The sequence below is a fragment of the Rhodanobacter lycopersici genome, assembly GCF_040812335.1.
Taxonomy (GTDB): Bacteria; Pseudomonadota; Gammaproteobacteria; order Xanthomonadales; family Rhodanobacteraceae; genus Rhodanobacter_A; species Rhodanobacter_A lycopersici.
The window spans coordinates 393,795-418,068 of sequence record NZ_JBFOHK010000001.1; the positions used below are offsets into that span (position 1 = coordinate 393,795).

At 67.2% G+C, this 24,274-nt stretch carries 25 protein-coding genes; 11 read left to right on the forward strand and 14 right to left on the reverse strand.

Features of this window, described 5'->3' with window-relative positions:
- Positions 1-70: 70 nt before the first annotated feature.
- Complete coding sequence (gene ndk / locus ABQJ54_RS01730) at positions 71-496, reverse strand: nucleoside-diphosphate kinase (protein WP_367852558.1); 426 nt, start codon at positions 494-496, stop codon at positions 71-73.
- 228 nt (positions 497-724) lie between these two features.
- On the opposite strand from ndk, the gene ABQJ54_RS01735 reads away from it, so the two are divergent.
- From ABQJ54_RS01735 to ABQJ54_RS01745, 3 genes are all read left to right on the forward strand, one after another.
- Positions 725-1,339 (forward strand): TetR/AcrR family transcriptional regulator, encoded by a 615-nt coding sequence (locus tag ABQJ54_RS01735; RefSeq protein ID WP_367852559.1) that lies wholly within the window; start codon positions 725-727, stop codon positions 1,337-1,339.
- Positions 1,340-1,422: 83 nt separating this feature from the next.
- Positions 1,423-3,810 (forward strand): 3-hydroxyacyl-CoA dehydrogenase/enoyl-CoA hydratase family protein, encoded by a 2,388-nt coding sequence (locus tag ABQJ54_RS01740; RefSeq protein WP_367852560.1) that lies wholly within the window; start codon positions 1,423-1,425, stop codon positions 3,808-3,810.
- A gap of 149 nt (positions 3,811-3,959) precedes the next feature.
- Positions 3,960-5,165, forward strand: coding sequence for an acetyl-CoA C-acyltransferase (locus tag ABQJ54_RS01745; protein ID WP_367852561.1), 1,206 nt, complete (start codon positions 3,960-3,962; stop codon positions 5,163-5,165).
- 386 nt (positions 5,166-5,551) lie between these two features.
- On the opposite strand, the gene ABQJ54_RS01750 is transcribed toward ABQJ54_RS01745, so the two are convergent.
- Positions 5,552-6,724 (reverse strand): hypothetical protein, encoded by a 1,173-nt coding sequence (locus ABQJ54_RS01750; RefSeq protein ID WP_367852562.1) that lies wholly within the window; start codon positions 6,722-6,724, stop codon positions 5,552-5,554.
- Positions 6,725-6,808: 84 nt separating this feature from the next.
- Positions 6,809-7,072 (reverse strand): DksA/TraR family C4-type zinc finger protein, encoded by a 264-nt coding sequence (locus ABQJ54_RS01755; RefSeq protein WP_367852563.1) that lies wholly within the window; start codon positions 7,070-7,072, stop codon positions 6,809-6,811.
- A 147-nt stretch (positions 7,073-7,219) separates the two neighbouring features.
- On the opposite strand from ABQJ54_RS01755, the gene ABQJ54_RS01760 reads away from it, so the two are divergent.
- The 7 genes from ABQJ54_RS01760 (at position 7,220) to ABQJ54_RS01790 (ending at position 13,319) form a co-directional block, all read left to right on the forward strand.
- Positions 7,220-7,807 carry a flavodoxin domain-containing protein gene (locus ABQJ54_RS01760; RefSeq protein WP_367852564.1) on the forward strand — a complete coding sequence of 196 codons (588 nt, stop codon included), beginning with the start codon at positions 7,220-7,222 and terminating at the stop codon, positions 7,805-7,807.
- Positions 7,804-8,286, forward strand: a complete 483-nt coding sequence (locus ABQJ54_RS01765) for a hypothetical protein (protein WP_367852565.1) — start codon at positions 7,804-7,806, stop codon at positions 8,284-8,286. Before ABQJ54_RS01760 ends, ABQJ54_RS01765 begins: the two co-directional genes overlap by 4 nt.
- Before the next feature lie 94 nt (positions 8,287-8,380).
- Positions 8,381-9,082 carry a pirin family protein gene (locus tag ABQJ54_RS01770; protein ID WP_367852566.1) on the forward strand — a complete coding sequence of 234 codons (702 nt, stop codon included), beginning with the start codon at positions 8,381-8,383 and terminating at the stop codon, positions 9,080-9,082.
- A gap of 106 nt (positions 9,083-9,188) precedes the next feature.
- A complete protein-coding gene (locus ABQJ54_RS01775) occupies positions 9,189-9,977 on the forward strand; it encodes a DUF899 domain-containing protein (protein WP_367852567.1) in 789 nt (262 codons plus the stop codon).
- The gene (locus ABQJ54_RS01780; RefSeq protein ID WP_367852568.1) at positions 9,974-11,443 is read left to right on the forward strand and encodes a DHA2 family efflux MFS transporter permease subunit; all 1,470 of its coding nucleotides are present in this window, start codon (positions 9,974-9,976) and stop codon (positions 11,441-11,443) included. The genes ABQJ54_RS01775 and ABQJ54_RS01780 overlap by 4 nt, the downstream gene beginning before the upstream one ends.
- Positions 11,444-11,598: 155 nt before the next feature.
- A complete protein-coding gene (locus ABQJ54_RS01785) occupies positions 11,599-12,606 on the forward strand; it encodes an NAD(P)H-quinone oxidoreductase (RefSeq protein WP_367853547.1) in 1,008 nt (335 codons plus the stop codon).
- A 38-nt stretch (positions 12,607-12,644) separates the two neighbouring features.
- Entirely contained in the window at positions 12,645-13,319 is a 675-nt protein-coding gene (locus tag ABQJ54_RS01790) for a thiopurine S-methyltransferase (RefSeq protein WP_367852569.1), read from the forward strand.
- An 18-nt stretch (positions 13,320-13,337) separates the two neighbouring features.
- Here the strand turns inward: ABQJ54_RS01790 and ABQJ54_RS01795 are convergent, their stop codons facing one another.
- Positions 13,338-13,736 carry a TonB-dependent receptor gene (locus ABQJ54_RS01795; RefSeq protein WP_367852570.1) on the reverse strand — a complete coding sequence of 133 codons (399 nt, stop codon included), beginning with the start codon at positions 13,734-13,736 and terminating at the stop codon, positions 13,338-13,340.
- 168 nt (positions 13,737-13,904) lie between these two features.
- Positions 13,905-14,804: a sulfotransferase family protein gene (locus ABQJ54_RS01800; RefSeq protein ID WP_367852571.1), complete on the reverse strand. Its 900-nt coding sequence runs from the start codon at positions 14,802-14,804 to the stop codon at positions 13,905-13,907.
- Positions 14,805-15,002: 198 nt separating this feature from the next.
- Between ABQJ54_RS01800 and ABQJ54_RS01805 the strand changes: the two genes are divergently transcribed.
- On the forward strand, positions 15,003-15,941 hold the full coding sequence (locus ABQJ54_RS01805) for an MBL fold metallo-hydrolase (RefSeq protein ID WP_367852572.1): 939 nt from the start codon (positions 15,003-15,005) through the stop codon (positions 15,939-15,941).
- Positions 15,942-16,295: 354 nt separating this feature from the next.
- Here the strand turns inward: ABQJ54_RS01805 and ABQJ54_RS01810 are convergent, their stop codons facing one another.
- The 9 genes from ABQJ54_RS01810 to ABQJ54_RS01850 all read right to left on the reverse strand — a co-directional run bounded on the left by ABQJ54_RS01810 (position 16,296) and on the right by ABQJ54_RS01850 (position 24,191).
- Complete coding sequence (locus ABQJ54_RS01810; RefSeq protein ID WP_367852573.1) at positions 16,296-16,730, reverse strand: GNAT family N-acetyltransferase; 435 nt, start codon at positions 16,728-16,730, stop codon at positions 16,296-16,298.
- Between the two features lies 1 nt (position 16,731).
- Entirely contained in the window at positions 16,732-17,091 is a 360-nt protein-coding gene (locus ABQJ54_RS01815) for a tRNA-binding protein (protein WP_367852574.1), read from the reverse strand.
- A complete protein-coding gene (locus tag ABQJ54_RS01820; RefSeq protein WP_367852575.1) occupies positions 17,088-18,386 on the reverse strand; it encodes an NAD(P)/FAD-dependent oxidoreductase in 1,299 nt (432 codons plus the stop codon). Before ABQJ54_RS01820 ends, ABQJ54_RS01815 begins: the two co-directional genes overlap by 4 nt.
- An 84-nt stretch (positions 18,387-18,470) precedes the next feature.
- A complete protein-coding gene (galU, locus tag ABQJ54_RS01825; protein ID WP_367852576.1) occupies positions 18,471-19,346 on the reverse strand; it encodes a UTP--glucose-1-phosphate uridylyltransferase GalU in 876 nt (291 codons plus the stop codon).
- Positions 19,347-21,242 carry a polysaccharide biosynthesis protein gene (locus ABQJ54_RS01830; RefSeq protein WP_367852577.1) on the reverse strand — a complete coding sequence of 632 codons (1,896 nt, stop codon included), beginning with the start codon at positions 21,240-21,242 and terminating at the stop codon, positions 19,347-19,349. It lies immediately after the preceding gene.
- The gene (locus tag ABQJ54_RS01835) at positions 21,229-22,227 is read right to left on the reverse strand and encodes an MraY family glycosyltransferase (protein ID WP_367852578.1); all 999 of its coding nucleotides are present in this window, start codon (positions 22,225-22,227) and stop codon (positions 21,229-21,231) included. The genes ABQJ54_RS01830 and ABQJ54_RS01835 overlap by 14 nt, the downstream gene beginning before the upstream one ends.
- A 32-nt stretch (positions 22,228-22,259) precedes the next feature.
- On the reverse strand, positions 22,260-23,432 hold the full coding sequence (gene lapB, locus ABQJ54_RS01840) for a lipopolysaccharide assembly protein LapB (protein WP_367852579.1): 1,173 nt from the start codon (positions 23,430-23,432) through the stop codon (positions 22,260-22,262).
- Entirely contained in the window at positions 23,429-23,686 is a 258-nt protein-coding gene (locus ABQJ54_RS01845; RefSeq protein ID WP_367852580.1) for a lipopolysaccharide assembly protein LapA domain-containing protein, read from the reverse strand. Before ABQJ54_RS01845 ends, lapB begins: the two co-directional genes overlap by 4 nt.
- Positions 23,687-23,888: 202 nt before the next feature.
- The gene (locus tag ABQJ54_RS01850; protein ID WP_367853548.1) at positions 23,889-24,191 is read right to left on the reverse strand and encodes an integration host factor subunit beta; all 303 of its coding nucleotides are present in this window, start codon (positions 24,189-24,191) and stop codon (positions 23,889-23,891) included.
- Between the last annotated feature and the right edge of the window lie 83 nt (positions 24,192-24,274).

Here is a 24,274-nt window from a genome sequence, read left to right on the forward strand (position 1 = left end):
GTTTCAGAGTGCGACCATGGACGGCCGCCTTTTGATCCCCGCGTTCATGGACGAACGCACAAGTAACGGATTACCGGCTGTGGATCTCGGTAGCAGCGAAGAAGTACGCGATCTCGACGGCGGCCGTCCCGACCGCGTCGGAACCATGCACGGCGTTCGCGTCGATAGAGTCGGCGAAGTCGGCGCGGATCGTGCCCGGCGCGGCTTCCTTCGGGTTGGTGGCGCCCATCAGCTCGCGGTGCTTGAGCACGGCGTTCTCGCCCTGCAGCACCTGGATCATCACCGGGCCGGAGATCATGAATTCCACCAGCGCCTTGAAGAACGGACGCTCCTTGTGCACGGCGTAGAAGCCTTCGGCCTCGGCGCGCGACAGCTGCTTCTGCTTGGCGGCGATGACCTTGAGGCCGGCCTTCTCGAAACGGGCGTAGATCTCGCCGATCACGTTCTTGGCAACGGCATCGGGCTTGATGATGGAAAGGGTGCGCTCCAGCGCCATGGGTGTGCTCCGGGAAACAGGATGGTGAGATGGGTCGGCGTCGCGCCGCGAATCGGCCAAAACCGACTCGGAATGCGGGTTTAGCCTGCGAAGTTTGACAGATTCTACCTCATTCGCAAGTCGACGACGGACCGGCCAGCCCCATGGTTTGACGGCAGCGAAGCCGCCCGCGTATGCTCAAACGATCGTTTGAACGACATCCCTTGGCCACATGGGAAGAACCGATCCGTGAACCGCACCGGCTCCACCAAGGAACGCATACTCGGCGCCGCCGAGACCCTGTTCGCCCAGCGCGGCTTCGACGGCGCCTCGCTGCGCCAGCTGACCAGCGCTGCCGGGGTCAATCTCGCCGCGGTCAACTACCACTTCGGCTCCAAGGAGAAGCTGGTCGAACAGGTGTTCCGGCGCCGTCTGGACGCACTGAACGCCCAGCGCCTGGCCGCGCTGGCCAAGGTGGCCGGCCAGCCCGACACCCGGCTGGAGGATGTGCTCGATGCCTTCATCCGCCCTGCCCTGGAGCTCTCGCACGACGACAGCGGCTCGCTGTTCATGCGCGTGCTGGCGCGCGCCTTCGCCGAGCACGACGACAGCCTGCGCAAATTCCTGTCCGAGAACTACGGCCACGTGATGCGCCAGTTCACCGCCGAGTTCGCCCGGCTGCTGCCGCGGCTGAGCAAGGAGGAGCTGTACTGGCGCATCGACCTGGCGACCGGGGCGCTGACCCATGCGATGTCCGGCTTCGGCATCATCCAGCGCAAGAGCGACGTCAGCGAACGCGCCCACCGCGAGCAGACCGTGCAGCACCTGATCCGCTTCGCCGCCGCCGGCCTCAATGCCACCTGACTTCACCGTGCGGCCACGGTCGCGCGCCCATCTTGAACGGCTTTCGTTCGTACTCCCAAGCAGTCTCTGACTGGAGAATCCTGATGACCGCTCCATCCACTTCCACCCCGACACTGCGCATCCGCAAGGCTGCCGTGCTGGGCGCCGGCGTCATGGGCGCGCAGATCGCCGCGCACCTGACCAACGCCGGCGTCGAGACCGTGCTGTTCGACCTGCCCGCCAAGGACGGCCCGAAGAGCGGCATCGCGCTCAAGGCGATCGCCAACCTGGCCAAGCTGTCGCCCGCGCCGCTGGCCGACAAGGACCTCGCGAGCGCGATCATCCCGGCGAACTACGACGAGGACATGGGCCACCTCAAGGACGTCGACCTGGTGATCGAGGCGATCGCCGAGCGGATGGACTGGAAGCTGGACCTCTACAGGAAGATCGCCCCGCACGTCTCGCCCACCGCCGTGCTGGCATCGAACACCTCGGGTCTGTCGATCAACGGCCTCGCCGAGGCGCTGCCAGAGGAGATGCGCCACCGCTTCTGCGGCGTGCATTTCTTCAACCCGCCGCGCTACATGCACCTGGTCGAAGTGATCCCCACCCGCCTCACCGACCCGAAGGTGGTCGAGGGCCTGGAAACCTTCCTCGTCACCACCGTCGGCAAGGGCGTGGTGATCGCCAAGGACACGCCGAACTTCATCGGCAACCGCATCGGCGTGTTCTCGATGCTGGCCACCATGCACCACACCGAACAGTTCGGGCTGGGCTTCGACGTGGTCGATGCGCTCACCGGCCCGGCCGTGGGCCGCCCCAAGAGCGCCACCTACCGCACCGCCGACGTGGTGGGCCTGGACACCATGGCGCACGTCATCAAGACCATGGCCGACACCCTGCCCGACGACCCGTGGCACGCCTACTTCAAGGCGCCGGCGTGGCTCTCCGCGCTGATCGGGAAGGGCGCGCTTGGCCAGAAGAACGGCGCCGGCCTCTACCGCAAGGCCGGCAAGGACATCGTGGTGCTCGACGTCGCCAAGCAGGACTACCGCGCCTCCGAGCAAAAGGCTTCGGATGAAGTCGCCGCGATCCTCGCGATCAAGAACCCGGCCGAGAAGTTCGCCCAGCTGCGCGCCTCCGGCGACAAGCAGGCGCAGTTCCTGTGGGCCACCTTCCGCGACCTGTTCCACTACACCGCCTACCATCTTGCCGACATCGCGGATACGGCGCGCGACGTCGACTTCGCGATCCGCTGGGGCTACGGCTGGAAGCTCGGCCCGTTCGAGACCTGGCAGGCCGCCGGCTGGCAGCAGGTGGCGCAGTGGGTGCAGGAAGACATCGACGCCGGCAAGGCGATGAGCAAGGCACCGCTGCCCGCGTGGGTGCTGGACGGCCGCGCCGGCGTGCACGGCAAGGACGGCTCCTGGTCCGCAGCGTCCAGCAGCTACAAGCCGCGTTCCGCGCAGCCGGTCTACGCGCGCCAGTTGTTCCCCGATCCCATCCTGGACGAGCAGTTCGACCAGGGCAGCACGGTTTGGGAGAACGACGGCGTTCGCCTGTGGACGCTGGGCGACGACGGCGTGGGCATCATCTCGTTCAAGACCAAGATGCACACGGTCAACGACCAGGTGCTCGACGGCATCCAGCATGCCATCGGCATCGCCGAGGAAAAACTCAAGGCCGTGGTGATCTGGCAGAACGGCGAACCGTTCTCCGCCGGCGCCGACCTCAAGGGCGCGCTGGGCCTGCTGCAGGCCGGCAAGTTCGACGACTTCGAGAAGATGGTCGCCAACTTCCAGCGCACCAGCATGCGCATCAAGCACGCGCTGGTGCCGGTGGTCTCCGCCGTGCGCGGCCTCGCCCTGGGCGGCGGCTGCGAGTTCCAGATGCACTCCGCGCGCACCGTGGCCGCGCTGGAAAGCTACATCGGCCTGGTCGAAGCCGGCGTGGGCCTGCTGCCCGCCGGTGGCGGCCTGCACGAACTGGCCGTGCGCGCAGCCAAGGCCAACCCGGCCGATCCGTTCGAATCGCTGAAGAAGGTGTTCGAGACGGTGGCGATGGCCAAGGTCTCGCCCAGCGCCATCGAGGCGAAGAACATGGGCTTGCTGCGCGACAGCGACGTGGTGGTGTTCAACGCCTACGAGCTGCTCTACGTGGCGAAGAAGGTGGCGCTGTCGCTGGCCGACTCCGGCTACCGCCCGCCGCTGTACCAGCGCGCCATTCCGGTCGCCGGCGACGTGGGCACCGCCACCTTCAAGGCCTCGCTGGCCAACCTGCAGGCCGGCTACTTCGCCTCCGAGCACGACGTGGCCATCGCCACCCGCATCGCCGACACCTTGTGCGGCGGCAGCGTGGAACGCGGCTCGCTCGTGGACGAGGAATGGTTGCTGGAACTGGAGCGCAAGCACTTCGTGGAGCTTGCAAAGACCGAAAAGACCCAGGCCCGCATCGCACACACCATGACCACCGGCAAGCCGCTCAGGAACTGACCGAACTTCACAGGCACGTCATCCCGGCGCAGGCCGGGATCCAGTGGCGAAAACCGATCACTGCTACGACTGGATTCCGGCCTGCGCCGGAATGACGATCAAAAACTGAAAGCGTCGCCGCTGAAAGCGCGACGCCACGGAGCAAAATCATGACCAAGCAAGTGCAAGACGCCTACATCGTCGCCGCCACCCGCACCCCGGTCGGCAAGGCGCCGCGCGGCGTATTCCGCAACACCCGTCCTGACGACATGCTGGCCCACGTCATCAAGGCCGTGATGGCTCAGGCGCCGGGCATCGATCCGCACCGCATCGGCGACGCCATCATCGGCTGCGCCATGCCCGAGGCCGAGCAAGGCATGAACGTGGCGCGCATCGGCGTGCTGCTGGCCGGCCTGCCCGACACCGTGCCGGGCGTCACCATCAACCGCTTCTGCTCGTCCGGCCTGCAGGCCGTGGCGATGGCCGCCGACCGCATCCGCCTCGGCGAGGACGACCTGATGCTCGCCGGCGGCACCGAAAGCATGAGCATGGTGCCGATGATGGGCCACAAGATCGCGATGAACCCCGCGATCTTCAGCAACGAACACATCGGCATCGCCTACGGCATGGGCATCACCGCCGAGAACGTGGCCAAGCAGTGGAAGGTCAGCCGCGAGCAGCAGGACGCGTTCGCAGTGGAAAGCCACCGCCGTGCACTGGCCGCCCAGGCCGCCGGCGAGTTCAACGACGAGATCAGCCCGTTCGCACTGGACGACCACTACCCGAACCTCGCCACCCGCAGCATCGTCACCGACAGCCGCAGCATCGCCGCCGATGAAGGCCCGCGCGCCGGCACCACACTCGAGGTGTTGAGCAAACTCAAGACCGTGTTCCGCAACGGCCAGTTCGGCGGCACCGTCACCGCCGGCAACTCCTCGCAGATGTCCGACGGCGCCGGCGCCGTGCTGCTCGCCAGCGAAAAAGCGATCAAGGAATACAACCTGCAGCCGCTGGCCCGCTTCGTCGGCTTCTCCGTCGCCGGCGTCAAGCCCGAGATCATGGGCATCGGCCCGAAGGAAGCGATCCCCAAGGCGCTCAAGCAGACCGGCATCACCCAGGACCAGCTGGACTGGATCGAACTCAACGAAGCCTTCGCCGCGCAGGCGCTGGCCGTGATGGGCGACCTCAAGCTCGACCCCAGCAAGGTCAACCCGGTCGGCGGCGCCATCGCCCTCGGCCACCCGCTCGGCGCCACCGGCGCGGTGCGCATCGCCACGCTGGTGCACGGCCTGCGCCGCAGGAAGCAGAAGTACGGCATGGTGACGATGTGCATTGGCACCGGCATGGGTGCGGCGGGGATCTTCGAGGCGCTTTAAGTTTTACGTCATTGCCAGCCTGACCCGCCTCGACAGCGAGGCGGGTCAGGCTGGCATCCAGTGACTTCCGCCCGAAGCGCAGACGGCACCGCAACAATGCGGTGCCGTCTGCGCTTCCACCTTGGTCCGGCCTTATCCGTGACTGGCCTGCTGCGCCTCGAATGCCCGACGCAGCTCGGGGTCGGGCACGTCCATCTGCCACCTGGACTGCAACTGCGGACGCTCCCCCATGCGCCGACGCACCGGTGGCACGACGCATGAGGTCGACGCAGCCTCGGATGATGCCATGCACCGGCGCGGCCCGCGGCAGGATCGACGTGCGCCGTCGCAATGGATGCGACGTGACGTGCGCGGCCCACGCCACCCGGGTCAACCGGGAGGCAAGCTCACTGGTGCCGCAACTTGCTGGTGATCCGTTTCCAGAACGACGGCTTGGCCTGTTCCGCAGGCGCCTTCGGCGGCACGTAGCCCGGCTGCAGCGCCTGGCAATCCGCATAGAACGGTTGCGTGAGTTTTTCGGCCGATGACGGTGCGATCCAGAACCCCAGCCGCACTGGGCTGCCGGTGATCTCGATCCAGGCGGCCAGCGACCCGGCGTGCAGCATGGGCGCGAGTTGAGCGAACGGCATCTGCCGTTCGAATACCAGCGCATCGCCATCGGCCTGCGGGCGCTTGCCCAGCCGTGGTTCCCAGGCCTGTCCGCCCACCTCGAAATAGGCATACATCGCACGCGCAGCCAGGTTCGGGGCGCGTTCGCCGCCCACGGCGTAGCGGGCGCTCACGGTGATCTGGCCGGGTGCACATTGCAGGGTGACCTGGTTCTCATGGCCGCGCACGATCTGCGAGAGCAGCAGGGTGGGAGCGTCGCCGGGAGCCTTTTGGTAGGACGCCTCCAGCGGCAGGCGGCCGTTGTTCGCCACCTGCGCGGGCAGCAGTTGCTCCGTGTTCCACCAGGCAATGCCGTTCATCACCAGGTTGCTGACCTGGGCAACCTGCTCGGGCCGCACGTCCATCGCAGCGATGTAGCTGCGCAGCTCCGTGGGCGACGGTGCGCCGGGTGAGGCGGTGTCACGGTTCGGCAGCAGGTTTTCGTGCAGGCCGATGCGGTCGGTACCGCTGGGCGACCAGCGGTACACGCCGCCCAGCCAGGCGTAGGCGCAGGCATCCAGGCAGGTCGCCGGCAGCGCGGGCGCGGAACCCGTATGCCAGGTGCCCAGGTGCGTGTTGAAGCGCGCGGCGCGGAACAGCCTGCCGAGTTCCATGCCCGCGGCGGCATCGCCGGTGGACGAGTCGAGGTAGACGTCCGTGCCCGGCGGGGCCTTGTCCGACTGCAGCAGCCTGCGCAGCTGTTCCACCGCGGCGGCATTGATGGTGCCCGCCAGGTAAAGCTGCGGCGCCTTGGCCATGCGCAGCGTGATGCTGTCGCTGCGCAGGTGCACGGTGAGTGGGCCGTCGAAGCCAGGGGACGGTTTCGACTTCGCCATCGCCGGAACCGTCAGTGCGCAGCCCACCACAGCCAGCAACAGCGTCGCGCCGCGGGAAAGAAGGGAATCGGGCAAGATCACGCGCCTCGCGGGGAGCAAAGAGGCGAAGTGTCGCGCAATCGCGCTGGGTCTTGCATGAATGCGCGGAAGTGCGGGCGCTCAGCGCAGCTGGCTGTCCTTGCTGCCGCGGCGGTTGTAGAGGTTGGCGGCGCGTTCGGCGTCCTGCGCCTCCTGGCAGGCCACGCACAGGCGCACGCCGGGCACGGCCTGGCGGCGCGCCTCGGGAATCGGCGCGTCGCATTCCTCGCAGCGGGCGAGGCTGGGCCCACGCTTCAATTGGCTGCGGGCGCGCTGCACCGCATCGGCAACGGTGGCATCGATCTGGTCCTGCACGGCGCCGTCGCCGGCCCATCCGGTAGCCATGGGAACCTCCGCACGCTATGGCTGACACTGGAATATGCGGCCGCGCGAGCCGGAATTCCAGCGCGGACGACGCTTGACCCATATCAGCGCGCTCCAGACGCCGGCGGCTAGGATGAATCGCAGGCAGCAGGAACAACGACAGACGTCATGGGCATGTTTCAACCCGTGTGGTTGCAGGAGCTGATCGGTGAACCGGCCGGCAGCCGCCCAGCGGCGCCGGCCGAACCCGTCACGGGTATGCGTTTCGTGCCGGACCCGGTGCTGATCGCCTATGCCTCGCAGACCGGTGTGGCCGAGGATCTGGCCGCAGCCACCCACGAGCAATTGCGCGGCGCGGGTGTCGCATCGCAGGTCGTGGATTTCGAGGCGCTGGACAGGGCCATGCTGGAATCCGCCAGCCAGGTGCTGTTCCTCGTCAGCACCACGTATGACGGTGATCGGCCGGACATGGCAGAGACCTTCAGCCACATGGTGATGGTGCAATCCGCATCGCTCGCGCAACTGCACTACGGCCTGTTGGCGCTGGGCGATCGCGGCTACGAAGACTTCTGCGGCTTCGGCCGCACGCTCGACGCGTGGCTTCAGGCCAACGGCGCGCAGGCGTGGTTCCCACGCATCGAGGTGGACGACGAGGACGCCTGCGCACTGGAACACTGGCATGCGCAGGTCGCGGCGCTGGCCGCCCCCGTCACTGCGTGGCGTGCCGACGCGTTGTCAACGGAAAGAATCGCATGAATGCCCCGTTCCCTTCCGGCCCGTGCAAACGCCTGGATGTGGCGTGGCCATTCCTGCTGACGGCATTGGTTGCGTTGTTGATCGCCGGCTTCGTGGCCGCCGCGGTGGCCCATGCGCCGACCCGCCCGCTGGTGTGGATGGTGGCCTACCTAGTGCTGGTGGCCGGCGTGGCGCAAGGCGTGCTGGGATTGGGCCAGGCCCTGTTGCCGGCGCAACCGCCCGCGCCGCGCTGGCGCGCCGGCGAATGGCTGTTGTTCAACGCCGGCAATGCCGGGGTGATCGCCGGAACACTGCGGGTCTCGCCTGCGTTGGTCGCCGTCGGCAGTGCCTTGTTCGTGGCCGCGCTGGCGGCGTTCCTGTTCGGCGTGCGCTGCGCGGGAGGCGGTTGGCTGCTGCATGTGTTCCGCGCGGTATTGGCGATCACCTGCCTTGGCGCCTGTGTGGGACTGGTGCTGACACTCACTGGGACCGCACGCTGAGGCTCACGGCGGAAACAATCCGTTCACTGGCTGCCGGTTCCCCTGCACCACGCCGAGCCCCATGCTGTGCCCATCCATCCATGAGGGCATTCCCATGATCGAACGCAGGCCTTTCGACCGCCTCGGCAACGCCGACCACGGCTGGCTGAAGGCGAAGCACCACTTCTCGTTCGCCAGCTACCACGACCCGGCGAACATGGGCTGGGGCGCGCTGCGCGTGTGGAACGACGACACCATCGCGCCGCACACCGGCTTCCCGCCGCATCCGCATGCGGACATGGAAATCGTCACCTACGTGCGCGAGGGTGCGATCAGCCACCAGGACAGCCTCGGCAACAAGGGCCGCACCGTGGCGGGCGACGTGCAGGTGATGAGCGCGGGCAGCGGCATCACCCATGCCGAGTACAACATGGAAGACGAGACCACGCGCATCTTCCAGATCTGGATCATCCCCGATGCGCACGGCCAGCCGCCGTCGTGGGGCACGCGGCCGTTCCCTAGGGGCGAACGGGCCGGGCGTTTCGTGGCGCTGGCCAGCGGCATCCCCGGCGATGCCGACGCCCTGCCCCTGCGCACCGATGCGCGCGTGCTGGGCGCCACGCTGAAGGCCGGCGAGACGGCGGAATACGCCATGGCGCCGGGTCGCCACGGCTACCTGGTGCCGGCCCGCGGCTCGGTGGAATTGAACGGCGTGAAGCTGGAAGCCCGCGACGGCGCGGCGATCCGCGACGAGCGCAGCCTGCGCGTCACCGCGCTGGAAGATGTCGAGCTGGTGCTGGTGGACGTGGCCGCCTGAAGCTTCGCCCGGTTGCCGTGGCGGCGACCGGGTGACCACGGGGCGTTGTCGATTCCAACCTGCCCCGTTCGTCGCCTCCAGGAATCCCCGAACCTGGAGACGCACGATGCCGACACTCCCCGCCATTGCCAGCCGCGAAGCCTGGCTGACCGCCCGCAAGGAACTGCTCGCTGCCGAGAAGGCCGCCACCGGCATGCTGGACCGGCTGAACGCGCAACGCCGCGCCCTGCCGATGGTGCCGGTGGAAAAGCCCTACCTGTTCGACACGCCGGACGGCGAAGCCACCCTGCTCGGCTTGTTCGAAGGCCGGCGCCAGCTGATCGTCTACCACTTCATGTTCCACCGCGACCGCGGCGAGGGCTGCCACGGCTGCTCCTTCCTGGTGGACAACCTCGGCCACCTCGCCCACTTGCACGCGCGCGACACCACGCTCGCACTGGTCTCGCGCGCGCCGCTGGCGGAGCTGCTGCGCTTCCAGGTGCGCATGGGCTGGACGCTGCCGTGGTATTCGTCCTGGGGCAGCGACTTCAACTACGACTTCCACGTGAGCCAGGACGAGGCGGTGGCGCCGGTGGAATACAACTACCGCGACCAGGCCGAGATGCTCGCGCGCGGCGAGCAAGGCAACCTCGCGGGCGAACTACCTGGCGTCAGCGTGTTCCTGCGCGACGGCGAGCAGGTCTTCCACAGCTATTCCAGCTATGCCCGCGGGCTGGACATGCTGCTGACTACCTATCACTACCTCGACCTCACGCCGTTCGGCCGCGGCGAGGGCTGGGGCGGCATGCCCGACCTCGACGGCAAGGGCATGGGATGGCAGCGCCTGCACGACCGCTACGATGAAGCGCCTGCGCCTGTCGCAGCGACTGCTTCCTGTTGCGGGGACACGCCGTGAACGTTGCTGCTTCCGCAATCGCGCCGCACGACCGCCGCTGGCTGGCGCTCGCCGTGCTGTGCCTGGGCGTGCTGATGATCGTGCTGGATACCACGGTGGTGAACGTGGCGCTGCCATCGATCCGCGCCGACCTGCGCTTCACCGAGACCGACCTGGCCTGGGTGGTGAACGCCTACATGCTCACCTTCGGCGGCTTCCTGCTGCTGGGCGGCCGGCTGGGCGACCTGTACGGCCACCGGCGGCTGTTCCTGCTGGGCATCGCGCTGTTCACCTTGGCCTCGCTGGCCTGCGGGTTGTCCGCCACGCGCACGATGCTGGTGGTGGCGCGCGGCGTGCAGGGACTGGGCGGCGCCGTGGTCACCGCAGTGGCGCTGTCGCTGATCATGAACCTGTTCACCACGCCCGGTGACCGCGCCAAGGCGATGGGCGTGTACGGTTTCGTCTGTTCCGGCGGCGGCAGCCTCGGCGCCCTGCTCGGCGGCGCGCTGACTGGCGCGCTGAATTGGCACTGGGTGTTCCTGATCAACCTGCCGATTGGTGTGGCGGTGTTGCTGCTTTCGTTGCGCCTGCTGCCGACGCTGCGCGTGGCGCTGGCGCACCGGCATCTGGATGTGGCCGGAGCGGTAAGCGTCACCGCTGCGTTGCTGCTGGCGGTGTATGCAGTGGTAAACGGCAATGCGGCGGGCTGGCTGTCGGTGCGCACGCTGGGCCTGCTCGGCGTCGCCCTGGTCTTGCTGGCGACCTTCCTGTTCGTTGAGTCGAGGGTGCGCGCGCCGCTGATGCCGCTCACCCTGTTTCGCCTGCGCAACATCGCGGTGGCCAACGCCACCGGTGTGCTGTGGGCAGCGGCGATGTTCGCGTGGTTCTTTCTCTCCGCGCTGTACCTGCAGTGGGTGCTGGGCTATCCGCCGCTGCAGGTGGGGCTGGCCTTCCTGCCGGCCAACCTGATCATGGCGGCGTTCTCGCTGGGCCTGTCGGCGAAGATGGTGATGCGCTTCGGCATCCGCGTGCCGCTGGCCATCGGCCTGCTGCTGGCCGCGTCGGGGTTGACGCTGTTCGCACGGGCGCCGGTGGACGGACATTTCGCGACGGATGTGCTGCCCGGCATGCTGTTGCTCGGCCTCGGCGCCGGCATTGCGTTCAACCCGGTACTGCTGGCGGCGATGGGCGATGTGCCGCCGGAGGAGTCCGGGCTGGCCTCGGGCATCGTCAACACATCCTTCATGATGGGTGGTGCACTGGGTCTGGCAGTGCTGGCCAGTCTTGCTGCGGCACACAGCGATCGCCTGCTGGCGACGGGCAACTCGCAGGCCGTGGCGCTGGTGGGCGGCTACCAGTCCGCCTTCCTCGCCGGCGCCCTGTTTGCCACGCTGGCCGCCGTGCTGGGTGGCAGCCTGTTGCGTCCCCGGTCGCATGCGGCCACCTCGCACGAGTCGCTTCCATCCCCGGCCATGGAGGAGTCATGAACCACGTCGATGGCTCCATCACGCTCGTGCCAAAGGACAATCCGCTCACCTGACGGCGGTTTCAGACCGATGCTGCAAATTGACCCTTGCGCCGGCAGACAAGCACCTCCACTGAAGAAGCAATCTGCGCAGCGCCAGGAATCAACATGCCCGTCATGCAAGCCATCGAGATCACCCGTTTCGGTGAACCTGACGTACTGCAGCTTGTACAACGCCCGATACCGCAGCCACGTCCTGGCGAGGTTTTGATCAAGGTCTCGGCCTCGGGCGTGAACCGGCCGGATGTATTGCAACGACAGGGCCACTACGCGCCGCCGCCCAGCGCCTCCGACCTGCCGGGGCTGGAGGTGGCCGGCATCCTGGTCGAAGGCGACTTCGACGGTGACAACCCGTTCGGCCTGCGGCCGGGCGATGCCGTGTGCGCCCTGCTCGCCGGCGGCGGCTACGCCGAATATGCCGTGGCGCCGCTCGCGCAGTGCCTGCCGGTACCGAAGGGCTGTTCGATGGTCGAGGCGGCATCGTTGCCGGAAAACTTTTTCACCGTATGGAACAACGTGTTCGTGCGCGGCCGGCTGGGCCGTGGCGAAGGCGGCCTGCGGGAAAGCCTGCTGGTGCAGGGCGGCTCCAGCGGCATCGGCGTCACCGCGATCCAGCTGGCGCGCGCGTTCGGCCATCGCGTGTTTGCCACCGCCGGCAACACGGAGAAATGCGCCGCCTGCGAGAAGCTTGGCGCGGAGCAGGCCATCAACTACCGCACGCAAGACTTCGTGGCCGAAGTGAAGCAGGCTACCGACGGTCGGGGCGTGGACGTGATCCTCGACAACGTGGCGGGCGACTACGTCCCGCGCGAACTGGACGCGCTGGCCGAGGGTGGCCGGCTGGTGCTGATCGCCACCATGGGCGGACGCGAGGCACGCATCGATGCCGGCCTGTTGATGCGACGACGGCTCACCCTCACCGGCTCCACCCTGCGCAACCGGCCCGTGGCCTTCAAGGCCGGCCTCGCCCGCGAGTTGCACCATGCGGTCTGGCCATTGCTGGAAGCCGGCAGGGTACGCCCGGTGGTCCATACCGTGCTGCCCGCCCGCGAGGCCGATCGCGCACATGCACTGATGGAGAGCAGCATGCATATCGGCAAGATCATGCTGGCGTGGGAAGCCTGACAAACTCTGGCTCGACGCCATCCGATGGAGCACAAACCATGCAAGCGGAATTCTGGCTGCAGCAATGGCGCGAGGGCCGCATCGGCTTCCACCGCGAGCAGCCGTTGCCACTGTTGCTGAAACACTGGCCCGCACTGGCCTTGCCGAAGGACTGCCGCGTGCTGGTACCGCTGTGCGGCAAGACGCCGGACATGGCCTGGCTGGCCGCGCAGGGCCACAGCGTGCTGGGCGTGGAGCTGTCGCCGCTGGCCGTGGAGCAGTTCTTCGCCGAGCATGGCCTGGCGACCGCACGGCATCGGTCCCCCATAGGCGTGCACCACGTGGCCGGCAACATCGAAATCATCCAGGGCGATGTGTTCGCGCTGGACGACGCCACGCTCGCAAGTTGCACCGCGTTCTATGACCGCGCCGCCGTGGTCGCGCTGCCCCCGCTGCTGCGGGCACGCTATGCGCGCGAGGTCTATGCGCGCCTGCCCGCCGGCTGCCAGGGCCTGATGGTCACGCTGGAGTATCCGCAGCGGGAGATGGACGGCCCACCGTTCTCGGTCGACGCCGGCAACGTCGATGCGTTGTTCAGCCGCGACTGGGACATGAGCGTGCTGGACCGGCGCGACATCCTCGACAGCGAGCCGCGGTTCCGGGAAGCCGGCGTGACGGCGCTTCACACCAGCGTCCATCGCCTGCGACGGAAGGACGCCAGCGTGAAGCGCTGAGCGTGCGTCAATCGAGGATCAGCGCAATGCCGCGGATGTAGTCCGGCCCGACTGGCGCACCAGCCAGATCATCAACAGGGCAGCCAGCCATACACCCAGCGAGCCGGCACCCAACAGCGGCGTGAGCGTGGACTCCGGCAGCACGCCGCCGTAGAGCAGCAGCAATCCCGTGCACATCGCGAAAGCGGCTGCCTGATGCAGCGCGAACTGGATGGTGGCCAGCGTCTTGCCGGGCTGCTTCAGCCACAGCCGGTGGATGATGCCGTAGATGAAAGACACCGCGAAACCGACCATCAGGATGTGTGCGTGTGTCACCAGTTGCGCGTGGTTCTTCGATGCCGCCATGTACAGGCCCAGGCCCATGCCGACGATCAGATAACCCAACGCCCACACCAGGTATTTCCTGTCGAAATTCATGCCATCCCCTCCCCGTCTGAAGGATGCGATTGCCGTTGCGATGCCCTCACCCCGTCACGCGCGGGATAGCGTATACGGCTTCGGCCGGTCTTGCCCGGGACGACAGGCGGAGGATGTCCCCGCGACCAGGCGCCCGGACCGGTCGCGAAGGAAGGCCAGCCTGGCGCGTCAGCGGAACAGGTAGCGGACGCTGCGCTCGCCCTGCTCCTCGCACCCCTTGCAACTGCGGCGCAATTCCTCGTACGGCGTCAGCTGCCGATGCAGCCACTCGCGCACCTGCGGCCCGAACATGTTTTCGGCCTTGCGCCTGGCCTTTCCGGGAAGACCGCTCACCGCCTCGCGCTTCCACGGCTCGTTGCGCAGATCGGCAATCGACTGGTCGCAGCTGGCATCAAGCTCCGCCGTGACATCGATGTGCAGGAAGGCGCACAGGCGACGCCATTCGCGCTGCAAGTCGCGGGTCAGGTCGTCGAGAAAGACGAAATGGTGGTGTGGTTGCTGCGCGTACTCACGATGGATCTGGGCGGCACGGTTCCAGCGTCGCGACCAGTGCAAGGTGCCACCGCCGAAAGCATTGTTGTTCTCGTAGCGCATGTTCGCATCCGCGATCGAGGCCAGCACGTCCTCGCCGGGACGGATCACGTGCACGAAGCGTGCATCCGGCACATGGCGCTCGATCTCGGGAATGTAGAGCAGGTGATACGGCGTCTTTTCGACCCAGGCCGAGCGCCCTTCGGCTTGCGCACGTGCGTCGAGCATGTCGATGAAACGGCGCACGCAGCTTTCGGTGCGCAAAGGCCACGGGCGCCTCGTCGTTTCGCACGACATCCGGCGCTGCAATGTCGCCAGCGCCACACGCGCCCGCTTGTGCGCGAACCCCAGCCGCTGCCGCAGGCGTCGTCGCTGCGGCCTGGCGTCGCGATCGCCCCAGCGCCACCTGAGATCGCCGCACAGGTGTTCGAAGAATGCCGTCTCCGGCAGGGTCAGCACGGCCGGATGCCGCGCCAACATGGCCTGCACGAGCGTGGTACCGGAACGCGGGCAGCCGACGATGAAGATGCGTTGCATGGGTATGCCCCCTGTGTGGGCGCTGCTGGCGCGTTGTATCAACGCCAGATAAACGGACGAATTTACGTAAGGTTGACACAATTTTCGCACATGGCTGCACCACCCACCATACGGCTTCGTATTGGTTTCGACCAAGGTTCAACGGAGCGCCCGGCGCGCGTTTGCTACGCTGCCGCCTTCACGGCGAAGGGATCGGGCATGACGGCAACACAAGGCATCCACACCATCGACACCGGCTTCGTGCGGCCACGCTTCGATGCGGCCTATCTCATCGTGGAACGTGGCCGCGGCGCCTTCATCGACTGCGGCACCAACTACGCGGTGCCGCGCATGCTGGCCGCGCTGGACAATGCCGGCCTCGCGCCTGCCGACGTGGACTGGCTGATCCTCACCCACGTGCACCTGGATCATGCCGGCGGTGCCGGCGAACTGGTCGCGCGGCTGCCGAACGCGAAGCTGGTGGTGCACCCGCGCGGTGCGCGGCACATGATCGACCCCGCGAAGCTTTGGGCCGGCGCCAGCGCGGTCTACGGCGAGAGCGTGATGGAGTCGACCTACGGCCGCCTGCGCCCGGTGCCCGTCGAACGCGTGGTCGAGGCGCCTGATGGCCATGTCGTCGATCTCGCCGGACGCGCCCTGCATTGTCTCGACACGCCCGGCCATGCGAAACACCATCTCGCGGTGCACGATGTGCGTAGCAATACCTGTTTCACGGGTGACGTGTTCGGCCTGTCCTACCGCGACTTCGATACCGCGAACGGCCCCTTCGTCCTGCCCACCACCTCGCCGGTGCAGTTCGATCCCGTGGCGCTGCACGCCTCGATCCGCCGCCTCGTCGCGCTGGACCCGACGGCGATGCACCTCACCCATTACGGTCGCGTCGAAGGCGTGGCGCGCCTCGCCGACGACCTGCACACGCAGATCGACGCGATGGTGGCGATCGCGCACGCCGCGCACGGCAAACCGGATCGGCATGCCGCGATGGCCGAGGCGTTGACCGACCTGTACGCCGAACGCGCCGTTGCGCATGGCTGGACGCGGGGGCGCGAGGCGCTGGTCGCGTTGCTGTCGATGGATATCGAATTGAATGCGCAGGGATTGGAGGTGTGGCTGGATCGGCCAACAGGCGATGCTTGATGTTGCCGCGGTTTTTGCTGGCGTGATCGCAGATGACAGAGCGGTCTCGGGCGCCTGCCGGCCCGAAGGGCGGAGAGCGGGATGTCCGGAGCCAGAGAAGCAACCCAGGGAAATGGCCTGGTTCAATCCGCCGGTACTGCAAGCAGGCTGTATCGAGGGTTTTGGAGCCACTCCCGCCTACGCGATAGACCATACGGCCACACCTCACGCACTCGCAGGGCAGGAGGCCTGGGGAGCGCTGCATCGGGGTGCTTCCTTCTCGTTGCGCACGCAAAGAGAGAAAGCAACCCGGGCCGCGGCAGCAGCTCGAGACCACCTAGTCGCTTGCGACAAATGCAATCAAAGCCGCTGGCATCACTCCAGTACCTTGCGATACATGTGTTGCGTCTTCACCCGTGCAAACCCAAGGCTCTCGTAAAACGGATGCGAACCTTCGCGCATCACGTTCGAACGCACGCCGATCGCGTCGAAACCCTGCGCAAGCACCCACTGCTCCGCATCCGCCACCAGCACGCGACCGACACCGCCGCCGCGCGCGGCGGCATCCACCACCAGCCCCACGATCTCGATGCGCTCGCCCGACTCCAGCGAGAATCGCCGTTCGACCGCGATCCAGCCAAGCAGGCTGCCGTGCCCGCCCTGTGCCACCGTCACGCGATGTTGCGGCAACGGCAGGATCGCGCGCAGCCGGGCGGCCATCGCCGCCGTTTCCACCGGATAACCGAGCTCGCCGGCCAGCCGTGCAACCTCTGCGGCGTCCTCGACACGTGCCGCGCGCAGCATAGCCATCTCAGGCCAGCCGCGTGCCGTTGGGCACCGGGCGCTCGATCGCGGTGAGCACCACGCCGTCGGGTGTGGGAAAGCCGGTAAGCAGGAACTGCGAGCGGAACGGGCCGATCTGCTTCTCGGGGAAGTTGATCACGCCCACGATCTGCCGGCCCACCAGATCCTCGGCCTTGTACAGCGCCACGACCTGCGCGCTGGTCTTCTTCTCACCGTAGGGGCCGAAGTCGGCCCATACCTTCCACGCCGGCTTGCGTGCCTCGGGAAAGGTTTCCACCCTGGTCACGGTACCGGCCACGATCAGCACTTTCTCGAAGTCGGCCCAGCCGATCTCGCTCGCCTGGCTCGTCTCGTTCGTCTCGCTCATCCTTCCAGCCTCGTCTTGAATCCGTCACGTGCCTGTTGCCACCAGTAGCTGCATTGCGCGGCGAGCAGGCCGAAGGGCTTGTGCGTGCTGGCCAGCCCGTAGTCCGCGAACTGGCGCCAACCCTCGTCGCCTTCGGCGATCGCCGCAGCCAGCAGTTCGCCCGCCGCGCAGGTCGGTGCGAGACCGTGGCCGCCGAAGGCCTGCGCCCACCACAGGCCGGCATCCTCGCCCTCGCCCCGACCGAGCTGCGGCATCTGGTGGCGCGCGTAGCTCATCAGGCCCGACCATGCGTAATCGATCTTCGCATCCTTGAGCTGCGGGAACACCCGCGACAAGTCATGCCTGAGCAGGCGCTGCACTGCCTGCGGCGGGCGGTTGCGGATGGAGATGCGGCCGCCCCAGAGCAGGCGCGTGTCGGGCAACGGACGGTAGTAGTCGAAGGCAAAGCGGCTGTCGTAGACCGCCGCGCGCGTAGCGAGGCATTCGGTGAGGCGATCGCCCAGCGGTTCGGTGACCATCACGTACGTGGCGATGGGCAGCACGGCACGATCGATGCGTTTGCGGAGTCCGGCAAGGTAGCCGCCGCAGGCCAGTACCACCTGCTCGGCCAACAGTTCGCCGTGCGGCGTGCTGAGCAGCCAGCGCGAACCCTCGCGCTGCAGGCGCCACACTTCGCTCTCCTCATGGATGCGCACGCCCAGCCCGCTTGCAGCCGCGGCAAGGCCGATCGCGTAGTTGAGCGGATGCAGGTGCAACGCGTTGCGCTCGTAAAGGCCGTCGTGATAACGCTCGCTCTGCACGCGCTCGCGCAGCTCTTCCTGCGACAGCCAGCCCCAGTGCACGTCGTAACGGTCGGCCAGCAGTTGCTGGCGCCGGCGCAGCACACCGGGATCGCGGAACCAGTTGGCCCAGATCACGCCCTCGTCCACCGCGTCACAGGCGATGGCATAGGACGCCACGCGTTCGCGGATACGCTGCACCGCTGCCGTGGTGAGGTCGAACAGTGCACGGGCACGTGCCTCGCCGAGCTGGTCGAGCAGCGCCTGCTCGCCCAGCGAGTAGCCGGCGAACACGAAACCGCCGTTGCGCCCGGAAGCACCGAAACCGATCTGCTCACGTTCCAGCAACACCACGTCGCGCATGCCACGCTCGGCCAGGCCCAATGCGGTATTGAGCCCCGCATAACCACCACCCACGATGGCGATGCGCGTTTCCTGCCGCCCCTGCAGCGGTGCATACGCCTCGTACGGCGTGGCCGTGGCGCGGTAGTACGACGGAACTGGTGGTTGCTTCATGCGCGAACGCCCCTGTGCGACGGCAAGAGGCCGAGCATAGCGAGGATTGCGGGTGCGCGTGGTATCTGGATCTGATGCAGGGCGTCAGAGTGTGGCGGCGATCTCTCGCACCACCGGTGCCAGGCTCGGGTCCTGCAGCGCCATGTGCATGGTGGCACGCACCAGGCCGGCCTTGTTGCCGCAGTCGAAGCGGGTGCCCTCGAAACGCCAGGCCAGCACCTTGCCCTGTTCCTTGAGCAGCGCCTCGATGGCGTCGGTGAGCTGAATCTCGCCACCAGCACCCGGCGTGGTGCGTTCCAGCAGCTCGAAGATGCGCCCCGGCAGCACGTAGCGGCCCACCACGGCGAGATTGGACGGCGCCTCGGCGGGCCTGGGCTTTTCCACCACGTGGCGGATGCGCGCGCTGCGCTCGTCCACCGGCACGGCATCGACTATGCCGTACTTGTCGGTCTGTTCGCGCGGCACTTCCTCCACCGCGATCACGCCGGCATGTTCCCGCTCACCGGCCTCGGCCATCTGGCGCAGCGCACCCTTGCCGGCACCATTCCAGATCAGATCGTCGGGCAGCATCACGCCGAACGGCTCGTCGCCCACCACCGGCCTGGCACACAGCACGGCGTGGCCCAGGCCCAGCGCTTCGGGCTGGGTGACGAAGATCGCGCGCACGTGCTTCGGCAGCGTGCCCTGCACCAAGGCGAGCAGCGCGTCCTTGCCCTTCTCCTGCAGCTTCGCCTCCAGCTCGTAGGCCTTGTCGAAGTAGTCGGCGATGGCGTGCTTGTAACGGTTGGTGACGAAGATCAGCGTGTCAGCACCGGCGTCGACGGCCTCGTCTACCGCATACTGGATCAGCGGCTTGTCCAGCACCGGCAGCATTTCCTTGGCAACCACCTTGGTGGCAGGCAGGAAACGCGTACCAAGGCCGGCCACGGGGAACACCACCTTGCGCAGGGGCTTGCTCACTCACTTCTCTCCTGTTTCCTGACGGCGGATCGAGACCACGTTGTCCGGTTGCGCCGTTTCGCTCCAGCGGAACGAGGGCAGCAGGCTCGACACGCAGCGCCGCAGTTCTTCGTCGTTGTCCGTAGCAACCATCTCGGCCGCCTTGTGCATCATGGCCTGCAGCAACTCCCACGACACCTGGCGATGCTGCGCCAGGAAGATCTTCGCGTGCGTGGTGGCGCTGTACTGTTCCAGCGGGTGGAACAGCTCCTCGAACAGCTTTTCGCCCGAACGCAGGCCGGTGTAGACGATGGGGATTTCGCTGCCCGGCTTCTTGCCGGCCAGCCGGATCATCTGTTCGGCGAGATCGCGGATCTTCATCGGCTCGCCCATGTCCAGCGCGAAGATCTCGCCACCCTTGCCGAGGCTGGCCGCCTGCAGGATCAGCTGGCAGGCCTCGGGGATGGTCATGAAATAACGCGAGATTTCCGGATGGGTCACGGTGACCGGGCCGCCTTCGCGGATCTGCTGGCGGAACAGCGGCACCACCGAACCAGCCGAATCGAGCACGTTGCCGAAACGCACCGTGATGTAGCGGGTGTTGGCATGCGCATCGAGGTTCTGGCACCAGATTTCCGCGATGCGCTTGCAGGCCCCCATCACGCTGGTTGGGTTGACCGCCTTGTCGGTGGAGATCAGCACGAAGCACTCGACGCCCGCGTCGCGCGCGAGGTCGGCCATGGTGCGCGTACCCAGCACGTTGTTGAGGAAGGCGGCACGCAGCTGCCCCTGCAGCATCGGCACATGTTTGTAGGCAGCCGCATGGAACACCACCTGCGGCTGAGCCTCGGCCAGCACCTTGCGCATCAGCACGCTGTCGCCGCAGCTGGCCAGCACGCCGTCGAGCAGCAGCTCCGGATAATTTGCGCGCAATTCGCGGGTGATCTGGTAGAGGTTGTATTCGCTATGGTCGACCACGACCAGCGATTGGGCTCCCAGTCGCGCCACCTGGCGGCACAGTTCGGAGCCGATCGAGCCGCCGCCGCCGGTGACCAGCACGCGACGACCGCTGATCGTCTCGCGGATTGCAGTCCAGTCCAGTTCCACCGCGTCGCGGCCGAGCAGGTCCTCGATCGCTACTTCCTTGATCTCGTTGAACTGCGCGCGTCCGGCGACCACGTCCTCCAGCCGCGGAATGGTCCGGTACGGCAGGCCGCTGGCGTCGCACAGCGCCACCACTCGGCGCATCTCGCTCACCGAGGCGGCTGGCAAGGCAATCAGCAGCATCTCCACGGCCGCCTCGCGGGCGATCTCCGGCAGCTGATCGAACTGCCCGAGCACCGGACACCCGTTGATGCTGGCGCCGCGCAATGCGGGGCGGTCGTCGAGGAAACCCACCACCATGTAGCCACCATCCCGGTGGAGATCGCGCGACAGCACCTCGCCGGCACGATCCGCGCCGAGGATCATCACCCGCCGCACCGAATGCACACCGGTCATGCCGCGGCGGCTGTCTTTCCAGTAACGGTAGGCCAGCCGAGGCACGCCCAGCACTATGGCCAGCACCACTGGATACAGCAGCAGCATCGAACGCGGCACACCCTCCAGCCGGTCGAACATCGACAGCAGCAACCAGGCCGCTGCCGAACCAAGCACCACGGCACGCAGGATGTTCCACAGGTCCGGCAGGCTGGCGAAACGCCAGACGCCCTTGTACAGGCCAGTCCAGCGGAAGATCAGTCCTTGTGCCAGCAGTACCACCGGAAACTCGAACCAGCGGAAATGCACCACGTCTTCCGGCCGCACCGCGTAGCGCAGCAGCTTGGCGACCCACCAGGCAAGCGCGGCCATGGCCAGGTCGTGCAACATGACGGCCACGCGAGGATGGATGATGCCGATGAGCCTACGCAGCGACATGGCGATCCCTTGGCGAGTGGCGTCGCAGGCAGCGACGCTTGAGCAGCAGCCAGAGCGCCGCCGCAACCACATAAGTCGCCATGGTAATCGGCCAGCCCAGTCCAGAATGACTCCAGGCCAACCAAGCCAGCGGCGCCGCCAGCAGCAAGTTCCATGTCATGTAGATCACGCCTCCCCCGGCATGCGTGAGACCACACCTGACCAGCCACTGGTACAGGTGCTCGCGGTGCGCAGTGTACCAGCGCCGCCCCCGGAAAAAGCGCGTCAACAGGGTCAGGCTGGCATCCGCAACAAAGGCCGAGGACAGGATCAGCCCCGGCCACAACAAGCGCGCATCAGTCTGCCACAGCATCGCCGTGATCGCGAAGATCAGCAGCCCCACGCTGCCGCTGCCCACGTCGCCCATGAAGATGCGTGCCGGCGAGCGGTTCAGGCACCAGAAGCCGAAACTGGCCGTGGCGAGGCAGGCAGCAGCCAGCGCCAGCCCCGGCTGTCCATCACTCCACGCCAGCCATGCCAGCCCCGTCCCCACGAACATCGCCTGCTGGGCCAGCAGGCCGTCGATGCCGTCCATGAAATTGTGCAGGTTGATGCTCCAGGCACCGGCCAGCAACAGCACGGGTAGCCACCACCACGACATGCCACCGGCGCCCAGGCCGGCAGTGAACAGCAGCACGGCCAGCAACTGCGCACCGAAGCGCGGCAGGATCGGCAGGGATCGATGGTCGTCCCACCAACCGGCCAGTGCCACCAGCAACAGGGCCACGAGCAGGCCGGCCACTACCCCGAGCGGCCAAGGCGTTGCCGTGCCCGCCAGCAGTGCCCCGGGTAGACACACCAGACTTGCGACGACGATGCCGATGCCACCGCCGCGCGGGGTGGGGATGCTGTGTGACCGTCGCTGACCGGGACGATCCAGCATGCCGCGGCGGTGCGCATAGGCGATCGCCGCCCGCGCCGATACCCACGCAATGAGAAACGACAACAGCAACCATCCGATGGCCGTGATCACGGATGTCACTCGTTGGCGACGCCGTGGATGGGCCGGATGGTGCTCCAGCTCTTGCAGCTGGGGCACTGCCAGTGGTGCGCCTTGGCGCCAAAGCCGCAGCGGCTGCAGCGGTACATCGCCTGCCCTTCCAGCAGTTTCCTGGTGAGGTCGCGCAGTATCAGGAAATTCTCGCGCGCCTCGCCCTCGATCCGGTCCATGGTGGCGTCGATCAATGCCATGAGCCCGCGCACCGAAGGGCGCTGGCGCAGTTGCGCGGTGAGGAAGCCCACCGATGCCCGCTGACCGTCGCGCTGCTGGTACAGCCGGGTCAGCGCCAGCACTGGTGAAATGCCGTGGTAGCGCTCCAGCAATTCGCGCAGGAAGCGCTCGGCGCGATCCATCTGCTGCGAACAGGCATAGCTATTCAACAGCGGCGGCAGGATCTCGGGGACGAACGCGATGTCCGCACCGATCGCCGCCTCGTAGGCCTGCACCGCCTCGGCGTGCTGCCCTTCCTCGGCCTGCAGTCGCCCGGTCAGCATCCAGGCGCGCACGCAATCCGGCTGGCAGCGGAAGGCCTGCTCGAGATAGTCGCGCGCCTCGACCCGGGCGCCATGCTGGCGCGAACGCTCGGCCAGCTCGCAGTAGAACTGCGCGATCATCGGCGCCTCGTCCTCGCCGGTCATCACCTCCAGCCGGCGTGCGTGCTCGATCGCCTTGTTCCAGTCGCGCTCGTGCTGGTAGATCGCGATCAGGTGGCGCAATGCCGAGGGCGCATGGGCATTCATCGCCACCAGGTCGCAGAACAGCGCCTCGGCACGGTCGAGCAGGCCCGCTCGCATGTAGTCCTCGCCCAGTTCGAGCAGGGCCACGGTCTTCATCGGCTCGGACAGGTTCGGCCGCGACACCAGGTGCTGGTGCAGGCGGATCGCCCGATCCACCTCGCCGCGGCGACGGAACAGGTTGCCGAGCGCGAGATGCGTCTCCACCGTGTCGCGGTTGTACTCGGCCAGGCGCAGGAACACCTCGATCGCCTTGTCCTGCTCCTCGTTGAGCAGGTAGTTCAGGCCGCGGAAATAGTCCGAGGAAAGCTCGTTGACCGCGGCGCCGGAACGCCGCGCGCTGATGCGGCGGGAAGCCCACCAGCCCAGCGCGAAGGCCGCGATCGCCAGCGGCAGCAGCACGTACCAGGGCATCATGCGCCGGCCGGCGTCTTGCCGGCCTCCTTGCGCCGCCGCCGTTGCAGGCGCCGGTGCCGCATGCTCACACCCAGCCACGCGGTGAGGCCACCAAGCAGCCAGCCAAGCACCAGCGCGGCCAGCAGGGCCGCGCCCTTGGGCAGCTGCAGGCGGGCGAAGCCGAAATCATAACCGACCAGGTCGGCGTTGAGCGCGCCCACCACCACGCCGGCGGCGGCGAAGAACACCAGGACGATAATCACGATCAAGCGCATTCGACGACTTTACCCGATCGTTCGTGCATGGCGCAGCAAACAGGCCCGGCCATGCTGCCGCGATTCAGCCGTGAAGATAGAAATGGAAAGTGCGGTCATGAGGGGCCGTCCGCCTGATTCCCGCGACAAGTGCAAAAGCAAAGAAAAAGGCAGGACCGGCTCGCGCCGCCTGCCCTTGAGCATCGTGCTTTCGTGTATGCCGTCAGCCAGCCGCCGCTTCTTCCAGCCGCAGGTTGACGCGTTCGCGCAGTTCCTTGCCGGGCTTGAAGTGCGGTACGTGCTTGCCGGGCAACGCCACCGAGTCGCCAGTCTTGGGGTTGCGCCCCATGCGCGGCGGCCGGTAATGCAGCGCGAAGCTGCCGAAGCCGCGCACCTCGATCCGTTCGCCCTGGGACAACGCCTGGCTCATCTGCTCGACCACGCTCTTGACCGCCAGTTCGACATCGGCAAACGCAAGATGGGTCTGGCGCCTGGCCAGCGCCTCGATCAATTCGGATTTGGTCATGGTCCCCATGTCCGCGACGTGTGTCTCTACGCTGCGTGGCGCGGGGCGGTCGTGCCGCCCCGCGCCCCTTGCGCAACGCGTAC

Excerpts from the sequence above, each read along its gene's own strand:
- ndk (WP_367852558.1), bottom strand. The coding sequence starts at position 496 with ATGGCGCTGGAGCGCACCCTTTCCATCATCAAGCCCGATGCCGTTGCC.
- ABQJ54_RS01740 (WP_367852560.1), top strand. The coding sequence starts at position 1,423 with ATGACCGCTCCATCCACTTCCACCCCGACACTGCGCATCCGCAAGGCT.
- ABQJ54_RS01745 (WP_367852561.1), top strand. The coding sequence starts at position 3,960 with ATGACCAAGCAAGTGCAAGACGCCTACATCGTCGCCGCCACCCGCACC.
- ABQJ54_RS01755 (WP_367852563.1), bottom strand. The coding sequence starts at position 7,072 with ATGGCTACCGGATGGGCCGGCGACGGCGCCGTGCAGGACCAGATCGAT.
- ABQJ54_RS01760 (WP_367852564.1), top strand. The coding sequence starts at position 7,220 with ATGGGCATGTTTCAACCCGTGTGGTTGCAGGAGCTGATCGGTGAACCG.
- ABQJ54_RS01765 (WP_367852565.1), top strand. The coding sequence starts at position 7,804 with ATGAATGCCCCGTTCCCTTCCGGCCCGTGCAAACGCCTGGATGTGGCG.
- ABQJ54_RS01770 (WP_367852566.1), top strand. The coding sequence starts at position 8,381 with ATGATCGAACGCAGGCCTTTCGACCGCCTCGGCAACGCCGACCACGGC.
- ABQJ54_RS01775 (WP_367852567.1), top strand. The coding sequence starts at position 9,189 with ATGCCGACACTCCCCGCCATTGCCAGCCGCGAAGCCTGGCTGACCGCC.
- ABQJ54_RS01785 (WP_367853547.1), top strand. The coding sequence starts at position 11,599 with ATGCAAGCCATCGAGATCACCCGTTTCGGTGAACCTGACGTACTGCAG.
- ABQJ54_RS01790 (WP_367852569.1), top strand. The coding sequence starts at position 12,645 with ATGCAAGCGGAATTCTGGCTGCAGCAATGGCGCGAGGGCCGCATCGGC.
- ABQJ54_RS01795 (WP_367852570.1), bottom strand. The coding sequence starts at position 13,736 with ATGAATTTCGACAGGAAATACCTGGTGTGGGCGTTGGGTTATCTGATC.
- ABQJ54_RS01800 (WP_367852571.1), bottom strand. The coding sequence starts at position 14,804 with ATGCAACGCATCTTCATCGTCGGCTGCCCGCGTTCCGGTACCACGCTC.
- ABQJ54_RS01805 (WP_367852572.1), top strand. The coding sequence starts at position 15,003 with ATGACGGCAACACAAGGCATCCACACCATCGACACCGGCTTCGTGCGG.
- ABQJ54_RS01810 (WP_367852573.1), bottom strand. The coding sequence starts at position 16,730 with ATGGCTATGCTGCGCGCGGCACGTGTCGAGGACGCCGCAGAGGTTGCA.
- ABQJ54_RS01815 (WP_367852574.1), bottom strand. The coding sequence starts at position 17,091 with ATGAGCGAGACGAACGAGACGAGCCAGGCGAGCGAGATCGGCTGGGCC.
- ABQJ54_RS01820 (WP_367852575.1), bottom strand. The coding sequence starts at position 18,386 with ATGAAGCAACCACCAGTTCCGTCGTACTACCGCGCCACGGCCACGCCG.
- ABQJ54_RS01830 (WP_367852577.1), bottom strand. The coding sequence starts at position 21,242 with ATGTCGCTGCGTAGGCTCATCGGCATCATCCATCCTCGCGTGGCCGTC.
- lapB (WP_367852579.1), bottom strand. The coding sequence starts at position 23,432 with ATGATGCCCTGGTACGTGCTGCTGCCGCTGGCGATCGCGGCCTTCGCG.
- ABQJ54_RS01845 (WP_367852580.1), bottom strand. The coding sequence starts at position 23,686 with ATGCGCTTGATCGTGATTATCGTCCTGGTGTTCTTCGCCGCCGCCGGC.
- ABQJ54_RS01850 (WP_367853548.1), bottom strand. The coding sequence starts at position 24,191 with ATGACCAAATCCGAATTGATCGAGGCGCTGGCCAGGCGCCAGACCCAT.